The sequence below is a fragment of the Oxalobacteraceae bacterium OTU3CAMAD1 genome, from assembly GCA_024123915.1.
Classification (GTDB): domain Bacteria; phylum Pseudomonadota; class Gammaproteobacteria; order Burkholderiales; family Burkholderiaceae_D; genus Rugamonas.
Genome location: CP099650.1, coordinates 4116434 through 4132138, shown reverse-complemented (window position 1 = coordinate 4132138; position 15705 = coordinate 4116434). Strand labels below are relative to the sequence as shown.

The window sequence follows — 15705 nt, the reverse complement described above, 5'->3', positions numbered from 1 at the left end:
TGCAGCTTATGCATAAAACCTATAACGCCGGCAAGCCATCACGCCGGTGGATGATACTGAGGAGAATTAAATGTTGACCCTACTCGCCTACTCGATGGTCGTAGTCTTTATGTTTTTGATCATGACCAAGCGCCTGCCGGCGATGGTCGCGCTGATCCTGGTGCCGATCGGCTTCGGCGTGATCGGCGGTTTCGGCGCTGAGCTGGGCCCGATGATGCTCGCGGGTATCAAGCAGCTCGCCCCCACCGGCGTCATGCTGATGTTCGCCATCCTGTACTTCGGCGTCATGATCGACGCCGGCCTGTTCGACCCGGTCGTACGGCTCATCCTTAAACTGGTCAAGGGCGACCCGATGAAGATCGTGGTCGGCACCGCCGTGCTGACGATGATCGTCTCGCTCGACGGCGACGGCGCCACCACCTACATGATCACTGTGTCGGCCATGCTGCCGCTGTACCAGCGCCTGGGCATCAGCCGCCTGGTCATGGCCTGCGTGATCATGCTGGCCGGCGGCGTGTTCAACATCCTGCCGTGGGGCGGCCCGACCGCCCGCGCCGCCAGCGCGCTGGGCGTGGAGGTCAGCGACATCTTCGTACCGATGATTCCGGCCATGATCGCCGGCGTTTGCTGGGTGCTGTTCGTCGCCTACGTCCTGGGCCGCAAAGAGCGCGCCCGCCTCGGCGTGGTGGAGCTGCTGCCGGCCAAGGCCACCAAGGCCGTCGCTGCGGAAACCGACGCCGTCGGTGTGCAGCCGGCCTACACCGGCGTCGCCCAGCTGCAGCAGGTGAACGCCGCCATGGGCATGGACGGCGCCATGGGCGGTTCCGGTCAAATCGGCATCGCCGGCCGTGCGCGCCACGTTGCCGCCGACCAGGGCGTCGCTTTCAGCAAGGTGGTGCACCTGCACGGCGCGCCGAACACCGGCGCAGACGGTTCCGACGACGACATCAACCTGACCGATCCGCAAACCGCTCGTCCAAAACTGATCTGGATTAACCTCGGGCTGACCCTGCTGCTGATGGGTATGCTGATCAAGGGCGTGCTGCCGCTGCCGGTGCTGTTCATGATCGCCTTCGCGATCGCCATCATGATCAACTACCCGAAGCTGGAAGATCAGAAGGAACGACTCACGGCCCACGCCGCCAACGTGCTGCCGGTCGTGTCGCTGATCTTCGCCGCCGGTATCTTCGTCGGCATCCTGCAAGGCACGAAGATGGTCGACGCCATCGCCGCCAGCGTGATCACCGCGATTCCGACCTGGATGGGTCCATACCTGGCCATCGTCACCGGCATCCTCAGCATCCCGTTCACCTTCTTCATCTCCAACGACGCGTTCTACTTCGGCGTGGTGCCGATCCTGGCCAAGGCTGCCGCCGTCTATGGCATCACCGGCGCCGAAATCGGCCGCGCCTCGATCATCGGCCAGCCGGTTCACCTGCTCAGCCCGCTGGTCGCGTCGACCTACCTGCTGGTGGGCATGGCCAAGATCGAGTTCGGCGACCACCAGCGCTACACCTTGATGTGGGCGATCTCCGCCTCGCTGGTGATGCTGGCCGCCGCCCTGGTGTGCGGTGTGATTCCTTTCATGGGACGTTGAGTACGCTTTAATGCCCTCCGGGCGCGATGTCGTGGCAGAATGCAATCATGCCCCGATGTGACGCCCAGGAGTGGCCATGCAGAATGTGCTTTATCACTTTCGCTTTCCCGACGGCGTCACCGCCAGCTGCGCGGTGTCCGCCGATGGCGAAGCGGAGACCGCCGACCTGCCGGCCTGGACCGCGCTGGAATTCGAGCAGTGCCCCAACTGTCCGCTGGACCCCGCCACCGCGCCACGCTGTCCGATGGCGGTGCGCTTCATCCCCCTGATCGCCATGATAGGCAAGCTGCGCTCCTATGAGCAGGTCGAGGTGCGCGTGCAGACGCCGGAACGCAAGGTTGGCAAGGTGACCACGGTGCAGCGCGGCGTCGGCGCACTGATGGGCTTGCTGGCGGCCGGCAGCGCTTGTCCGCACGCGGCCTTCCTGCGGCCCATGGCGCATTTCCACCTGCCGTTCGCCTCCGAAGAGGAAACCATTTACCGGGCAGCCTCGACCTACTTGCTGGGACAGTATTTTCTCGCGCGCCAAGGCGGCACGCCGGACTGGGAACTCGACGGCCTGAAGGCGCGCTACCTGGCGCTGCAAACGGTCAACGGCGCCATGGCCAAGCGGCTGCGGCACGCGGTCGACGACGACGGCGCCATCAACGCGCTCATCGTGCTCGACCTGCTGGCCAAGGCGCTGCCCTACTCCATCGACGAACAACTGGACGACATCAAGGCCGTCTTCCTGGCCGCCAGCACGCCTCCGGGCTAGGCCTACAGCCGTGTAGGGAACGCCCTATATCGTTGCGTGGCGCCCGCTAAACACGGACGGAAATGCATGGTGAGCTTGAAAAACTGGTTTCCCAGCGGTACATTTTGAAGACAAAAATGATACCTAGAAGGAGACTGCAAATGCACACACGTCGCACTTTCTTCACCGCCGTGGCGGGCCTGGCCGCATCGCTGCTGGCCCCGCCCCTGTTCGCGCAAGCGCTCGGCAAACCCTTCGTCGCCTACGACGACGGACTGGCGAATGGCTGGCAAAACTGGAGCTGGGCCAAGGTCGAACTGGCCAAGCCCATCGGCGGCGCCAAGCCGATCAGGGTCGAAGGCGATCCGTGGACCGCGCTGGCGCTGCACCACGACGCCTTTTCCACCGCCGGCTACAGCAAGCTGACTTTCAGCATCAATGGCGGCGTGAGCGGCGGCCAGGAGCTGTCGATCAAAGCCACGGTCGATGGCAAGGCCGTCGAATCGGCGGTCGCGATCCAGCCCAAGGCCAAGACCTGGACCCAGGTCGAGATCACGCTAAAGGAACTCGGCGTCGAAGGCAAGACCATCGACGGCATCAGCTGGCAAGGACAGGCCAACCCCTACAGCGCCTACTACATCACCAGGATCCAGTTCGAATAAGCCACGAACGCAGACTCATCCTCCCAGTGCCTGGAACAAGGCGACGGTGTCGGTGTAGCGCGCGGCGCGCGCCGGTATCAACGCGATCGCCGCCTGCTGATATGCCTGTTGCGCCTGCAGCACGGCCGGATAGGCGACCGCGCCCAATTGCCACTGCCGCTGGGCGATCGTCAGGCTCTTGCGCGCGGCCCGCTCGGTTGCGGACGCGGCCTGCAGGGTTTTGGCGTCGGCCTCGATCGCATGCAGCGCGCCGGCGACGTTCTGGAACGCCACCAGCACCACGGAACGGTACTGGGCCGCACTCTGCTCGTACGTCGCCACGGCGGCGCGCTGCTGGTGCATCAGCGTGCCGCCGCGGAAGACCGGCTGCAGCAGATCGGCGCCGATGCTCCAGAAGCCGCCGCCGGCCTTGAACAAGGTGCCGGCGTCCAGCGCCGTGCTGCCCAGGGTCGCCGTCAACGCGATGTTCGGCAGCCGCGCCGCCTGCGCGATGCCGATCTGCGCGCTGGCCGCGTGCAGCTGGGCTTCGGCGGCGCGGATGTCCGGCCGCCGCTCCACCAGCCGGGCCGGCAGGCTAAGCGGCAAGGTTTCCGTCAGCGCCAGGCTGTCGAAGGCCACGCGTTGGGCGACGCCTTCGCTGGGCAGGCGCCCGGCGAGCAAGGCCAGCAGGTCGCCTTGCTGGGCCACCTGCTTTTCCAGCGGCGGCAGGCCGCCTTCCACCTGGGCCACCAGCGCCTCCTGCGCCGCGACGTCGGCAGCGCCCAACTGGCCGGCGTGCTGCTGCTTGCGCACGGCATCGAGCTGCGCGCGCGCCATGTCCACCAAGTCGCGCGTGGCGTCGAGCTGGGCCCGCAGCGCCGCCTCGCCGATGACCGCCGCCACCAGGTTGGCGATCAGTGTCGACCGGGCGGCCTCGCGCTGGAAGCGCGCCACGTCGGTCTGCGCGTCCGCCGCCTCGACCTGCCGCCGCACGCCGCCGAAGGCGTCCGGCGCGTAGCCGACGCTCAGTTGCGCCGTGTGCAGCGTGTACAGGTTGGCGCCCGACGCGGTGGGGCTGGACAAGGAATCGGCTATCCGCTGGCGCGTCGGCGTCAAACGCAGGTCGGCGCCGGGGAAGTAGGCGCCACGCTGGGCGGAAGCGTTCTCACGCGCCGCGCGCAGGGCCGCTTCGGCCGCCTCGATGTCCGGATTAGCGGCCAGCGCGGCGTCGACCAACCGATTCAAATCGTCCGAACCGAACGCCGTCCACCAGCGCTCCGGCACTTCCTGCCCTTCCGCGAAGCGCTGGGCCGCGCCACCGGCCACCGGAGTGGCGCCGGTTTCCGACGCCAGCGGCTGCGCTGTGTAGCGCTGCGCCACCGGCGCGGCCGGGCGTACAAAATCGGGACCGGCCGCGCAGCCGGACATCAGGGCCGCCAACAACATGGCGGCCACTTTTGCCGTGACGGTTTTCTTCATGCGCCTTCTCCTTTGACCGCTTCCACGGTCGCATTGCCGTCCCGGCGCTGGCGCCGGGAGACATATTCCTCTATCAAGTAGTACAAAGCCGGCAGCAGGACCAGGGTCAACACCGTCGCCGTGACCAGCCCACCGACGACCACCGTCGCCAGTGGACGCTGCACGTCGCTGCCCAAGCCATGGGCCAGCGCCGCAGGCACCAGTCCCAGCGCCGCCACCGTGGCGGTGGTCAGCACCGGCCGCACGCGTTCGCGCGCACCGTTGATGACGGCGGACCGCAAATCGTCGGGCAGCAGTTCGCGCCAGCGGTTCAGGTTCGACAGCATCACCACCGCGTTCAGCACCGAGACGCCGAACAAGGCGATGAATCCGACCGCCGACGACACGTTCAGGGTCATGCCGCGTAGTTGCAGCGCCACCAGCCCGCCCAGCAACGACAACGGCACCGCCAGCAAGATCAATCCCGGCTGGCGCAGATTGCCGAACGCAGAGAACAGCATCACGAACATCAGCGCCAGCACCGCCGGCACGATCACCGCCAGACGCGCCTGGGCGCGCTGCTGGTTCTCGAACTGACCGCCCCAGGTGATCTGGTAGTGCGCGTGATCGTAGGGGACTTCGCGCTCGATCCGGCCCTGGGCCTCGGCCAGGAATGACGACAGGTCGCGGCCGCGCAGATTGGTGCGCACGGTCAGGTGGCGGCGGTTCATCTCGCGCGTGATGGTGGTCTCGCCTTCGGCCAGGCCGATATGCGCCACCTGCGACAGCGCCACCTGCGCGCCGTTGGCTGCGGTCAGCACCAGGTCGCCGATGGCCTGCGGGTCGTTGCGCGTGGCGCCGCTGAAGCGGGCCGCGACGTCGTAGCTGCGGTCGTCCACGTAGACCTGCGTCACCGGGCTGCCGCCGATGCCGGTCTGGATCAACGCCATGATGTCGGCCACGTTGATACCTAGCCGCGCGGCGGCGGCGCGGTCGACGTCGATGCGCACCTGCGGCAGCGGCGGTTCCTGGTCGATGATGACGTCCTGGGCGCCTGGCACGCCGCGCAGCAGGTGTTCGACGGCGGCCGCCAGTTTGCGCGTCCCGCGGAAATCCTCGCCGTAGACCTTGACCACCAGATCGCTGTGGGCGCCGGCCAGCTTGTCGAGCACACCGTCGATCATCGGCTGGGAGAATCCCACCTCGGTGCGCGGCAGATCGCGGAAGCGCGCCGCCAGTTTGTCGACCAGGTCCTGCTTGACCATGCCGGACGGCCATTCGCTGTACGGATGCAGGGTCACCGCGCATTCGATGTGCGACGGCGTGAACGGATCGGTGCCTTCGTCGTTGCGGCCCAGTTGCGTGACCACGTGAGCGACCTGCGGCTCCTTCAGCGTGGCCTCGCGCAGCGCGTCGGCCATGTGGGTGGCCTTCTCCAGCGAGATCCCAGGCGGCAGCGTCACCTGTAGCCAGATCGACCCCTCGTCCAAGGTCGGCAGGAAGTCGCGGCCGATGGCGCCGCCCAGCGCGATCACGCCCACCAGCGTGGCGGCGGCCACAGCCAGCACCAGTCGCGTCTTGCCCACCAGGCGGCGCAGCAGCGCTTCATAGCGGGGCAAGAGCCACGCCAGCACTGGGTTGTGGAAGATCTTGCGCGGCGTGCGGAAGGCCTGATAGGCCATGCCGGGTATCAGCATGACGGTCATCAGCAAGGCTCCCAGCAGCGCGAAGCCCACCGCGAACGCCATCGGTGAAAACAGCTTGTACTCGATGCGCTGGAAGGCAAACAACGGCAGGTAGGCGACCATGATGACCAGCATGCCGAAGCAGGTCGGCTTCATCACCTGCAGGGCCGCGCCGGTCGCGTCCTCCTCGCTCATGATCCCGTCGGGATTCTCCTCGCGGCGGCGCAGCACCGCCTCCAGCACGAAAATGGCGCCGTCAACGATGATGCCAAAGTCGATCGCGCCCAACGACAGCAGATTGGCCGGGATCTTAAAGTGGTGCATCAGGACGAAGGCGATCATCAGCGACACCGGAATGGTCGCCGCCGCGATCAGCGCCGCGCGCACGCTGCCCAGGAACAGCGCCAGTACCAGCGTCACCAGCACCACGCCTTCGATCAAGGTTTTGCCGACGGTGTGCACGGTGGCCTCGACCAAGGTGCTGCGGTCCATGTACGGCACCAGCTTGACGTCTTTGGGCAGCAGATGGTCGTTCAGCTCGCGCGCCGCCTCGTGTACTCCGGCGATCACCTGCGAGGGATTCTCGTTCTTCAGCAGCAGCACGATGCCGGACACGGTGTCCGACACGTGGTCTTTGCCCAGCACCCCGTGCCGTTCCTGGTTACCCAGGGTGACGTTGCCCAAGTCCTTGACCAGCACCGGCACGCCGTTCTTCTGCGCGACGACGATATTACCCAAGTCGTCCAGGCTGTGGATCAAGCCCACCCCGCGCACCACCAGGCCCTGCTCTCCGCGTGTCATCACGCTGCCGCCGGCGTTGGCGTTGTTGGCGGCGATGGCCTGCGTGATCTGCGTCAGCGACAAGTGGTACTTGGACAGCTTGAGCGGGTCGAACTCCAGCAGGAACTGCGTGCTCAGGCCACCGAAGTTGGTGACGTCAACCACGCCCGCCGCCTGCTTCAGGCGCGGGATCACCGTCCAGCGCTGCAGCTCGGACAATTCGCGCAGGTCGCGCGTCTTCGACTCCAAGGTGTAGCGGTAGATTTCACCGATAGGCGACGTCAGCGCGTCGAGCCCCGGCTGCGCGCCGTACGGCAGGCTGACGGCGGCGATGCGCTCCTGCAGCCGCTGGCGCGACCAGTAGTCTTCCGCGCCATCCTCGAACACCACGGTGATCAGCGACAGGCCAAAGGTCGACTTCGAGCGCATCACGTGCATGCCGGGCGTGCCCATGATCTCGCGTTCGAGCGGAATGGTGATCTGCTGCTCGACCTCCTCGGCGGCCAGGCCGTTGACCTGGGTGACCACCTGCGAGGTGGTGTCGGCGATGTCCGGATAGGCTTCCAGCGGCAATTGGGTCCAGCAGTAGCCGCCGTAGAGGGTCACCAGCAGGAAGATCAGCGCGACGATGCCGCGCCGGTTGAAGCACAGAGTAACGAGACGGTCAATCATTGAGCAGCACTCCATCCTTGACGACGATGCGCTCGCCCGCCTTCAGGCCGCCCAGCACCTCGATTTGCTGGCCGATCTGGACGCCCAGCTTAACCTCGCGCGGTGCAAAGCGCCATGGGGCCACCTCGACGAAAGCCCGGCTGGTGAAGCCGCCCTGGATCACCGCCGCCATCGGCACCAGGATGCCCTGGTGCGGCTGAGACGACAGCGTGGCCTCGGCGAACATGCCCGGTTTGAGGCGGCCATCGCGATTCTCGAACGGCAGGCGCACCTTGACCGTGCGGGTATCGGCATCAAGCAGGTCGCCGACATAGCGCACCTGGCCCGTAAGTGGCGCGGGATAGGCGTCCAGCTTCACGCTGGCCTGCTGGCCCACATACAACCGCGCAAGGTCCTTCTCCTGCGCGTTGGCGCTGACGAAGACACGCGACAGGTCGGCCACCGTCATCAATGGCGCGGTGGCGTCGTTCCAGTAGGCCCCTTCGGCGGCGGCCAGTTCCACCACACGGCCGGCGATGGGCGAACGCACCGCCAGCTTGCCATCCGCGTTGGCGCCGGCACGGGCGCCGGTCTGGCGCAGGCGGGCGTCGGCGCGCGCCGCCTCGCTGGACGCCTGCGCGAAATCGCTCTGCGCCTGTTCCAGGTCTCGGCGGACGGCGAGGTCCGACTTGTCGAGTTCACGCTGTCGCTCCAAGCCGTGGGAGGCCAGGGTCAACGCGGCGCGCGCCTTGGCCGCGTCGGCGTTGGCCTGGGCGAAATCGGGCGAGTCCATGACGAACAGTACGTCGCCGGCCTTGACCTGGTCTCCCAGCTGCTTATTCAGGCGGACAATGCGGCCTGCCAGCGGCGGCATCACCTTGACCAGGCGCGCCGGATCGGCTTCCACCACGGCGGGCAGCGTGAACGGCATCGCCACGCTTTGCTCCTCCACCGGCGCCACCAGCAGCGATTTTCTCAGCGGGGATTTTTCCGGTATCAGCAGCGCATCGCCGTCATGTACGAGGACGGGCGTGGCGGCTTCCGGCGGCGTTTCCTTGGCGTGCAGGCCAAGCAGCCCCCAACCGGTCAGACCGAACGCGGCCAGGCCCAGCAGGCCTGGCAGGATTGCTTTGTGCAGTGATGGTTTCTTCATATTGTTCTCCCTTGGGCCGGGATGGTATTAAATTTTGCTGCACCGCATCCTGAATTCTTCTTCAGGAAAGCCCACCGGCAACGCTGCTATACTCCGGCTCTTGTCGAGGACGTTTCATGCATATTCTGTTGGTGGAAGACGATCACAAAGCGGCCCGGCTGCTGGCGCGCGGCCTGGAGGAGGAAGGTTTCCAGGTTGTGGTCGCGCATTCGGCGCAAGAGGCGTCCACTCATGCGCTGGCGCGTTTCGACGTGGCCATTCTCGACTGGATGATGCCCGGCAAGGACGGCGTCGCCCTGTGCGCCGAATGGCGTGAGGCCGGACATCTGCTGCCGGTCCTGATGCTGACCGCGCGCGACGCCGTGGCCGACCGCATCACCGGCCTCAATACCGGCGCCGACGATTACCTGACCAAGCCCTTTGTCTTCGACGAGCTACTGGCCCGCGTGCGCGCGCTGCTGCGCCGTACCGAGCGCGCGCAGCCCGCCACGCTCAGGGTGGCCGACCTCTGGCTCGATCCGGCCACACGCGCGGCCGGTCGCGCGGCCGCAAGTTTCGACCTCACGCCCAAGGAATACGCCATCCTCGAATTCCTGATGCGCCGTCCCGGCGCCATCGTCAGCCGGCTGCAACTGGCGGAACACGTGTGGATGGCCGACTTGATCGCCATCGACAATCTCATCGACGTTCATATGAAGAACCTGCGCCGCAAGGTCGATCCGCCGGAACTGCCGGCGCTGATTGAAACGGTGCGCGGGCGCGGCTTCCGTCTCAACGCGCCGGACGCCCCGGAGGCCCGCGATGCTTAGCATGCGCCGGCGGCTGGTGCTGCTGCACATGCTGGCGATCCTGGTCGCCGTCGGCGCCACGGCGGGCGCCGGCTGGTGGATGATGTCGCGCTCCGTCAACCGGCAACTGGACGGCGCGCTGCTGGCCCTGGCCGAAGCCGAAGTGGCGATGCTGGCCGACGGCGACGGCGCTGCGTTGCCTATCCACGTCCACGAGGCGCCGGCCGGCAGCGCCCCGCCCTCGCTGACGCGGCTCGACCGCCTGGTCCAGATCATCGACGGCCAGGGCCGCGTAGTCGCCCGCAGCGCCAATCTGGGCTCGGAAACCCTGCCCGTGTTTCCGCATCTGGTGGAGCGTCTCGCCGCCGGCAAGACCGTGTTCGAAACGCTGCCCGACACCAGCGAGGAACCGCTGCGCATGGTCTCGCTGCCAACGCAGGTGCGGGGCCAGCACTACGCCGTGCAGGTGGCCGGCTCGCTGGACGACGTCAACCAGATCCTGCGCTCGGCCGCCCTGCTGTTTGCCTTGATGGCGGCGGCCTTGCTCGCGGCCCTGGGCTGGGCCGGCGCCCGCCTCTCCAGCAAACTGTTCGTCGCCATCGAGAATATCGTCGACCAGGCGCGCGAGATCGAGGACGGCAACCTGCACCGGCGCCTGCCGCATCCGGGCGACGACGACGAGATCGGCCAGTTGGTCCAGACCCTGAACGCGATGCTGGAACGGATCGAGCACGCGTTCGACACGCAACGGCGCTTCACGGCCGACGCCTCGCACGAATTGCGCTCTCCTTTATCACGCCTGCGCGCCGAGATCGAAATCACGCTGCGCCGCCCTCGCGAGAGCGGCGACTACGTCACCGCCTTGCGCTCCTGCCTGGAGGAAGTCGAACGCCTGACCACATTGGTGGAGGAGTTGCTGATGCTGGCCAGGATCGACGCCGGCCAGGAACGGGGATCGGCCGTCCTCGTGTCGCTGGCCGGGCTGGCGCGCGACACTATCGAGCGCCTGGCGCCGCAGGCGCGCGAACGCGGCATCGCCATCGCGCTGAGCGACGACCTGCCGCAGGCCATGGACGTCGACGGCGCGCCGCTCGGCCTCGTGCTGCGCAACATACTCGACAACGCCATCAAATTCTCGCCGGCGGGCGGCCGCATCGATGTGCGCCTCGCCGATGGCGCCAACGGAACGGTGTTGACCGTGGCCGACCAGGGCCCCGGCATCGGCGATGACGAGCTGCCGTTTCTGTTCGATCGATTCTTTCGCGGCGACGGCGCGCGGGCGGACGGCATCGACGGCGTCGGCCTGGGGCTAGCCCTGTGCCAGGCCATCCTCCGCGCTTACGGCGGCAAAATCGAGATGGCGAACCAGGCGCAAGGCGGAGCGCTCTTCAGCGTTTGGCTACCGCGAAAGAAGTAGCTCCGTTTGCTGCCAGTGATACCCCCCGCTTAGAAGCAGACGTCTGCCTGCACGCCGATCATCGACCCCGATTTGGCCACGCCGAACGCGCCGGTCGACGACAGCGCGCTGCCCGGCGCGGCGCTGTCGGCGGCCAGCCGCGCGGCGTCGTTCCACTTGGCGTAGGTGTAGAACAGGCGCAGGTCGGGCCGCGCGTTCAGGCCGGGCCCGGATGAAATGGTCGGGGCGATTGTGAACTTGGTCATCCTGCGCGTGGGGCCGTCGTCCGGACGGATGGTGTCCACGCCCACGTCCGTGGCGATCTTGAAGCGCCGGGAGATGCCGTAGACCAGACGTCCGCCCAGGCTGGTCCAGACCTTGTTCTCGGCCACGCCCAACACGGTGCGGTCGGCCGTGAAACCCTTGTCCTTCTGGTAGATCGCCACCAGCTCGGCGCCCCAACGCGGGGTGAACTGCGTGTACAAGCCTTCGACCACCCGCAGGCGGCTGATGTTCTTGTCGTCGCCCAGGTTGCCGATCGCGCCGATGGCCTGGTCGGCGCCGCCGGTGCCCGGCCCCTTGCCGTATTGAAGCGCGAACTTATTCTCACCGTCGCCGTTGATGCCGGACTGCCGGTGCTGCACCGTGACCCCGTAGCCGGAGTGCAGACGTTCGGCCGACTGCTCGGCGTTGCCCTTGGCGTCCTTGACGATAAAGCTCATGCCCAGCTCCAAAGCGCCGCCGCTATTGGTGGGAATGCCGCGCAGTTGAAAGTCGTGACGGGTGGCCGAGTTGCTGCCGTTGTCGGCCAGCGCGCCCGTCGCCGGCAGCAAGCCGCTGGTGGTGGCTACCAGATTGTCCTTGCGCAGCAAGGCATAGCTGAACTTCAGATCGCCCACCACCGGGACGTCCTGAACGCCGCCGCCGAAGCCCCGGCCGCTCCAGTAGATAAAGTCGTTGGCGCCCAGGCCTTCGCGTTTGTAGTACTTGCGGCCCAGCCATACGCTGCCGCCGTTAAGTTCGGGGATTTTGTCGCCTTGCACGTAAATCTGCGGCAGGTCGGCGTCGGACTTCGATGACGCGTTCGGGCTGTAGTAGGACAGCATGATGTTGGCGTTAAAGACGGCGCCATCGTCGGCAACCTTGCCTACTTGCTGGCCCAGCCAGAACTCGCCGTAGACCTCGCACTCGTTGCCGAGGCGGTACTTGGCCAGCGCGCCGGCAAGCTGAAAGCAGCTGGCGCCGCCGTGGGAGGAGTTGGACCCGGCCAGCGCGCGGAAGTAGCCCTGATAGTCGAGCGCGGCCGCCGGCAGGCAGCACGCCATGGCGCCGGCGGCCAGCGCCGTTTGCATCAGCGGGAATTTGGGTGTGAAGAGGTGCATGATATTTTTCATTTGTCTGGTCTCCAGTGTTTGTTGTCGTGTCTGTTGTTGTTTGTTTTAGTTGTGTTTGGCGCGTCCATGCCGGATACAGCTTTGCTATTGAAATTTGGGCGTAGGGCTCCCCTGGCGCACTGAAGGCCATTTTTGGTTGGTCAGTTAAATCACGAACCACGTAGGGCGGATTAGCGCAGCGTAATCGGCCATCTATGCGTCGTCGGCGGCTCATGCATTGGCCGATTACGGCGTTCCGCCTAATCCGCCCTACGTGTCTCCGTCAGTCGGCGCCGAATTGCACAGTTTCGTCCCACGTCGCCGGGTCGCATCCGGCGCGCGTGACGTTGACGCTGGCGGCGCAAATGGCGTGCTTGAGCGCGCCGCGCAGGGTTTCCTCGTCGAGTTCTTGCAGGGCCGCCGCGCCGCTCAACGCGCCCGCTTTGTACAGACAGGCGATCAGGCCGGCCTGGAAGCAGTCGCCCGCGCCCACGGTGTCGACCAGTGCCAGGCCGGCTGGCGTCGGCTGTTCAATGCGGTGTACGCGCGACATCAGGGCGGCCGCGTGTCCGCCGCGCGTCACGGCGATCAACTGCGCCGACGATTCATGGAACAACGCGTTGGCGACTTCCTCCAGATTCGCGGCATCCAGGCCCAGATACGCAAGATCCTCGTCGCTGACCTTGACGATGTGCGCCAGCTTCAGCGCTTGCCTGACGGCGCCCAGGTAGCGTGGCAAATCGTCGGCCACCAGCGGCCGCAGGTTGGCGTCGATCGAGATCAACGCGCCGCGTTCGGCGGCGGCCCGCAGCGCCGGCAGCAGTGTGTCGCCATCCTCCGGCACCAGCGCCAGTCCCCCGGTGTGCAGCAGTGTCATTTGCAGCGGGAAGCTGTCGATCAGCGAGGCGGCGCTGATGTCGCGATCGGCCACCCGCTCGCGGTGGAAGGCGTAGGTCGGCGCGCCGTTGGCGTCGATGCTGACGATGGCGAGCGAGGTCGGTCGGGCGCTGGGCGCGGGCGCGGCCGGCAAAACGTCGCTCGCCGCCAGCAGCGCGGCGAACCTGCCGCCGAATTTGTCCGTCGACAGCGGGTTGAGATAAGCGGTCGGTACGCCCTGCCGCGCCAGCCCGATGGCGGAGTTGAACACGGAGCCGCCCAGGCATGCCTGGAAGCGTCCGTCGGGTTGTTCGATCATGTCCACCAAGGCCTCGCCTAAGGTTGCGATCATCATGTCCTCGTAAGTTGCATTGGGAAAACTACTCTAGCCGGCACGCCAGATAACGCGTATTCGGCCGGCCGCTTAATTAATAAAACAACTTGATTTATTAATTTGTTGCGAATATATTCCTAATCGGTTCGGTAGTAAAGCGTTATCACTTCCTACCGAATCACGCCCCGCCGACAGGCGTGGCCACCCAGAAAATCAGAGGAGACACCGCATGAGATTGAAATATTTCCTGGCGCTGAGCGCGCTCGGCACCGTCACGGCCATGGCTGCGGAACAGCCCGTGATCGGTCTGATCACCAAGACCGAAATCAACCCCTTCTTCGTCAAGATGAAGGAAGGCGCGCAACAAGCGGCCCAGGCCGGCGGCGCCAAGCTGCTGACCGGCGCCGGCAAATCCGACGGCGACAACGCCGGCCAGGTGACCGCCATCGAGAACATGATCGCGGCCGGCGCCAAGACCATCCTCATCACTCCGAGCGACGCCAAGGCGATCGTGCCGTCGATCAAAAAAGCGCGCGACAAGGGCGTGATGGTGATCGCCATGGACAGCCCGACCGAGCCGATGGACGCGGCGGACGCCCTCTTCAGCACCGACAACCACAAGGCTGGCGTGCTGATCGGCCGCTATGCCAAGGCCGCCTTCGCCGACAAGCCGGTCAAGATCGCCGCGCTCGACCTGTTCCCCGGCCACCCGGTCGGCATCCAGCGCCTGGCCGGCTTCCTGGAAGGCTTCGGCATCAAGAAAGGCGACGCCAGCATCGTCTGCATGCAGGACAGCTACGGCGACCAGGCCAAGGGCCAGACCGCGATGGAAAACTGCCTGCAAAAGAATCCCGGCATCAATCTGGTCTACGCCATCAACGAACCGGCCGCCGCCGGCGCGTTCAAGGCGCTCAAGGCGGCCGGCAAGGACAAGGGCGTGCTGCTGGTGTCGGTTGACGGCGGCTGCACCGGCGTGCGCGACGTCAAGAGCGGCAAGATCGCCGCCACGGCCCAGCAATACCCGCTGAAGATGGCGGCGCTCGGCGTCGAGGCGGGCCTGGCGTACGCCAAGACCGGCAAGAAGGCCAGCGGCTATGTCGACACCGGCGTCACGCTCATCACCGACAAGCCGCTCGCGGGCGTGGACAGCAAAGACACCCAGGCCGGCCTCGACGCCTGCTGGGGCCGGAAATAAAAAGGAATAACGAAAGAGGAATAACGACCATGAATACTCCCCTGCAGGGCTCGCTGCCCCTCACCAAGGACGCCGCCATGAACGCCCGCCTGCTCGACCGCCTGCCACCCGTCTCCACGCTGGGGCCGTTCATCGCCCTGGTGGTCGCCTCGCTGTTTTTCGCCTCGCAATCGGAGCGTTTCCTGAGCGGCCAGAACTTCTCGCTGATCCTGCAACAGGTGATGATCGTCGGCGTCATCGCCCTCGGACAAACCCTGATCGTGCTCACCGCCGGCATCGACCTGTCGTGCGGCATGGTGATGGCGCTCGGCTCGGTCGTGATGAGCAAGTTCGCCGTCGACATGGGCATCGATCCCTATGTCGCCATCGCCTGCGGCATCGCCGTTTGCACGGCCTTCGGCGCGCTCAACGGCGCGCTGGTGACGCGGATCAAACTGCCCGCCTTCATCGTCACCCTGGGTACGATGAACATCGCCTTCGCGCTGACGCAGATTTACTCGGGCGCGCAAACCGTCACCGACGTGCCGGACTCGATGATGTTCTTCGGGAATACCTTCCAGCTCGGGCAGACCTCGATCACCTACGGCACCGTGCTGATGATCGCGTTGTATGTCGTGACCTGGCTGTTCCTGCGCGACACGGCGCCCGGACGTCACGTCTACGCGGTCGGCAACAACCCCGAGTCGGCGCGGCTCACCGGCATCGCCACCGGCAAAGTCATGCTGGGCGTGTACATGGCGGCGGGCCTGTTCTATGGCATCGCCTCGATGTTGTCGGTGGCCCGCATGGGCGTCGGCGATCCGCAGGCCGGCGCCACCGATAACCTCGACAGCATCACCGCCGTCGTCATCGGCGGCACCAGCCTGTTCGGCGGACGCGGCTCGATCGTCGGCACCTTGATCGGCGTGTTGATCGTGGGCGTGTTCCGCAATGGTTTGACGCTGATGGGCGTGCCCTCGGTGTATCAGGTACTGGTTACGGGCGTGCTCGTGATCCTGGCTGTGGCCACCGACCAACTCACCCACAAGAAGGGTTAATCATC

12 protein-coding genes are annotated in these 15705 nt (G+C 66.1%); 7 read left to right on the top strand and 5 right to left on the bottom strand.

What is annotated here, in order from left to right:
* The first annotated feature begins 70 nt into the window (after positions 1 to 70).
* From NHH88_17860 to NHH88_17850, 3 genes are all read left to right on the top strand, one after another.
* Entirely contained in the window at positions 71 to 1597 is a 1527-nt protein-coding gene (locus tag NHH88_17860; protein ID USX11577.1) for a CitMHS family transporter, read from the top strand.
* A 76-nt stretch (positions 1598 to 1673) separates the two neighbouring features.
* Positions 1674 to 2354 carry a hypothetical protein gene (locus NHH88_17855; GenBank protein ID USX11576.1) on the top strand — a complete coding sequence of 227 codons (681 nt, stop codon included), beginning with the start codon at positions 1674 to 1676 and terminating at the stop codon, positions 2352 to 2354.
* A 140-nt stretch (positions 2355 to 2494) separates the two neighbouring features.
* A complete protein-coding gene (locus NHH88_17850; GenBank protein USX11575.1) occupies positions 2495 to 2995 on the top strand; it encodes a hypothetical protein in 501 nt (166 codons plus the stop codon).
* A gap of 15 nt (positions 2996 to 3010) precedes the next feature.
* On the opposite strand, the gene NHH88_17845 is transcribed toward NHH88_17850, so the two are convergent.
* From NHH88_17845 to NHH88_17835, 3 genes are read right to left on the bottom strand one after another with little or no spacing between them, the layout of a single operon-like run.
* Positions 3011 to 4453, bottom strand: a complete 1443-nt coding sequence (locus tag NHH88_17845) for an efflux transporter outer membrane subunit (protein USX11574.1) — start codon at positions 4451 to 4453, stop codon at positions 3011 to 3013.
* On the bottom strand, positions 4450 to 7569 hold the full coding sequence (locus NHH88_17840; protein USX11573.1) for a CusA/CzcA family heavy metal efflux RND transporter: 3120 nt from the start codon (positions 7567 to 7569) through the stop codon (positions 4450 to 4452). The genes NHH88_17845 and NHH88_17840 overlap by 4 nt, the downstream gene beginning before the upstream one ends.
* The gene (locus NHH88_17835; protein USX11572.1) at positions 7562 to 8701 is read right to left on the bottom strand and encodes an efflux RND transporter periplasmic adaptor subunit; all 1140 of its coding nucleotides are present in this window, start codon (positions 8699 to 8701) and stop codon (positions 7562 to 7564) included. The genes NHH88_17840 and NHH88_17835 overlap by 8 nt, the downstream gene beginning before the upstream one ends.
* Before the next feature lie 116 nt (positions 8702 to 8817).
* Here NHH88_17835 and NHH88_17830 point away from each other — a divergent pair, with 116 nt between their 5' ends.
* Both NHH88_17830 and NHH88_17825 read left to right on the top strand, forming a co-directional pair.
* Positions 8818 to 9510, top strand: coding sequence for a response regulator transcription factor (locus NHH88_17830; protein USX11571.1), 693 nt, complete (start codon positions 8818 to 8820; stop codon positions 9508 to 9510).
* Positions 9503 to 10906 (top strand): ATP-binding protein, encoded by a 1404-nt coding sequence (locus NHH88_17825; GenBank protein ID USX11570.1) that lies wholly within the window; start codon positions 9503 to 9505, stop codon positions 10904 to 10906. Before NHH88_17830 ends, NHH88_17825 begins: the two co-directional genes overlap by 8 nt.
* A gap of 29 nt (positions 10907 to 10935) precedes the next feature.
* Here the strand turns inward: NHH88_17825 and NHH88_17820 are convergent, their stop codons facing one another.
* Both NHH88_17820 and NHH88_17815 read right to left on the bottom strand, forming a co-directional pair.
* Positions 10936 to 12267 (bottom strand): carbohydrate porin, encoded by a 1332-nt coding sequence (locus NHH88_17820; protein USX11569.1) that lies wholly within the window; start codon positions 12265 to 12267, stop codon positions 10936 to 10938.
* 274 nt (positions 12268 to 12541) lie between these two features.
* On the bottom strand, positions 12542 to 13486 hold the full coding sequence (locus NHH88_17815; GenBank protein USX11568.1) for a PfkB family carbohydrate kinase: 945 nt from the start codon (positions 13484 to 13486) through the stop codon (positions 12542 to 12544).
* Between the two features lie 211 nt (positions 13487 to 13697).
* Between NHH88_17815 and NHH88_17810 the strand changes: the two genes are divergently transcribed.
* Both NHH88_17810 and NHH88_17805 read left to right on the top strand, forming a co-directional pair.
* A complete protein-coding gene (locus tag NHH88_17810; GenBank protein ID USX11567.1) occupies positions 13698 to 14663 on the top strand; it encodes a sugar ABC transporter substrate-binding protein in 966 nt (321 codons plus the stop codon).
* A 77-nt stretch (positions 14664 to 14740) separates the two neighbouring features.
* Complete coding sequence (locus NHH88_17805; GenBank protein USX17368.1) at positions 14741 to 15700, top strand: ABC transporter permease; 960 nt, start codon at positions 14741 to 14743, stop codon at positions 15698 to 15700.
* Positions 15701 to 15705: the final 5 nt, after the last annotated feature.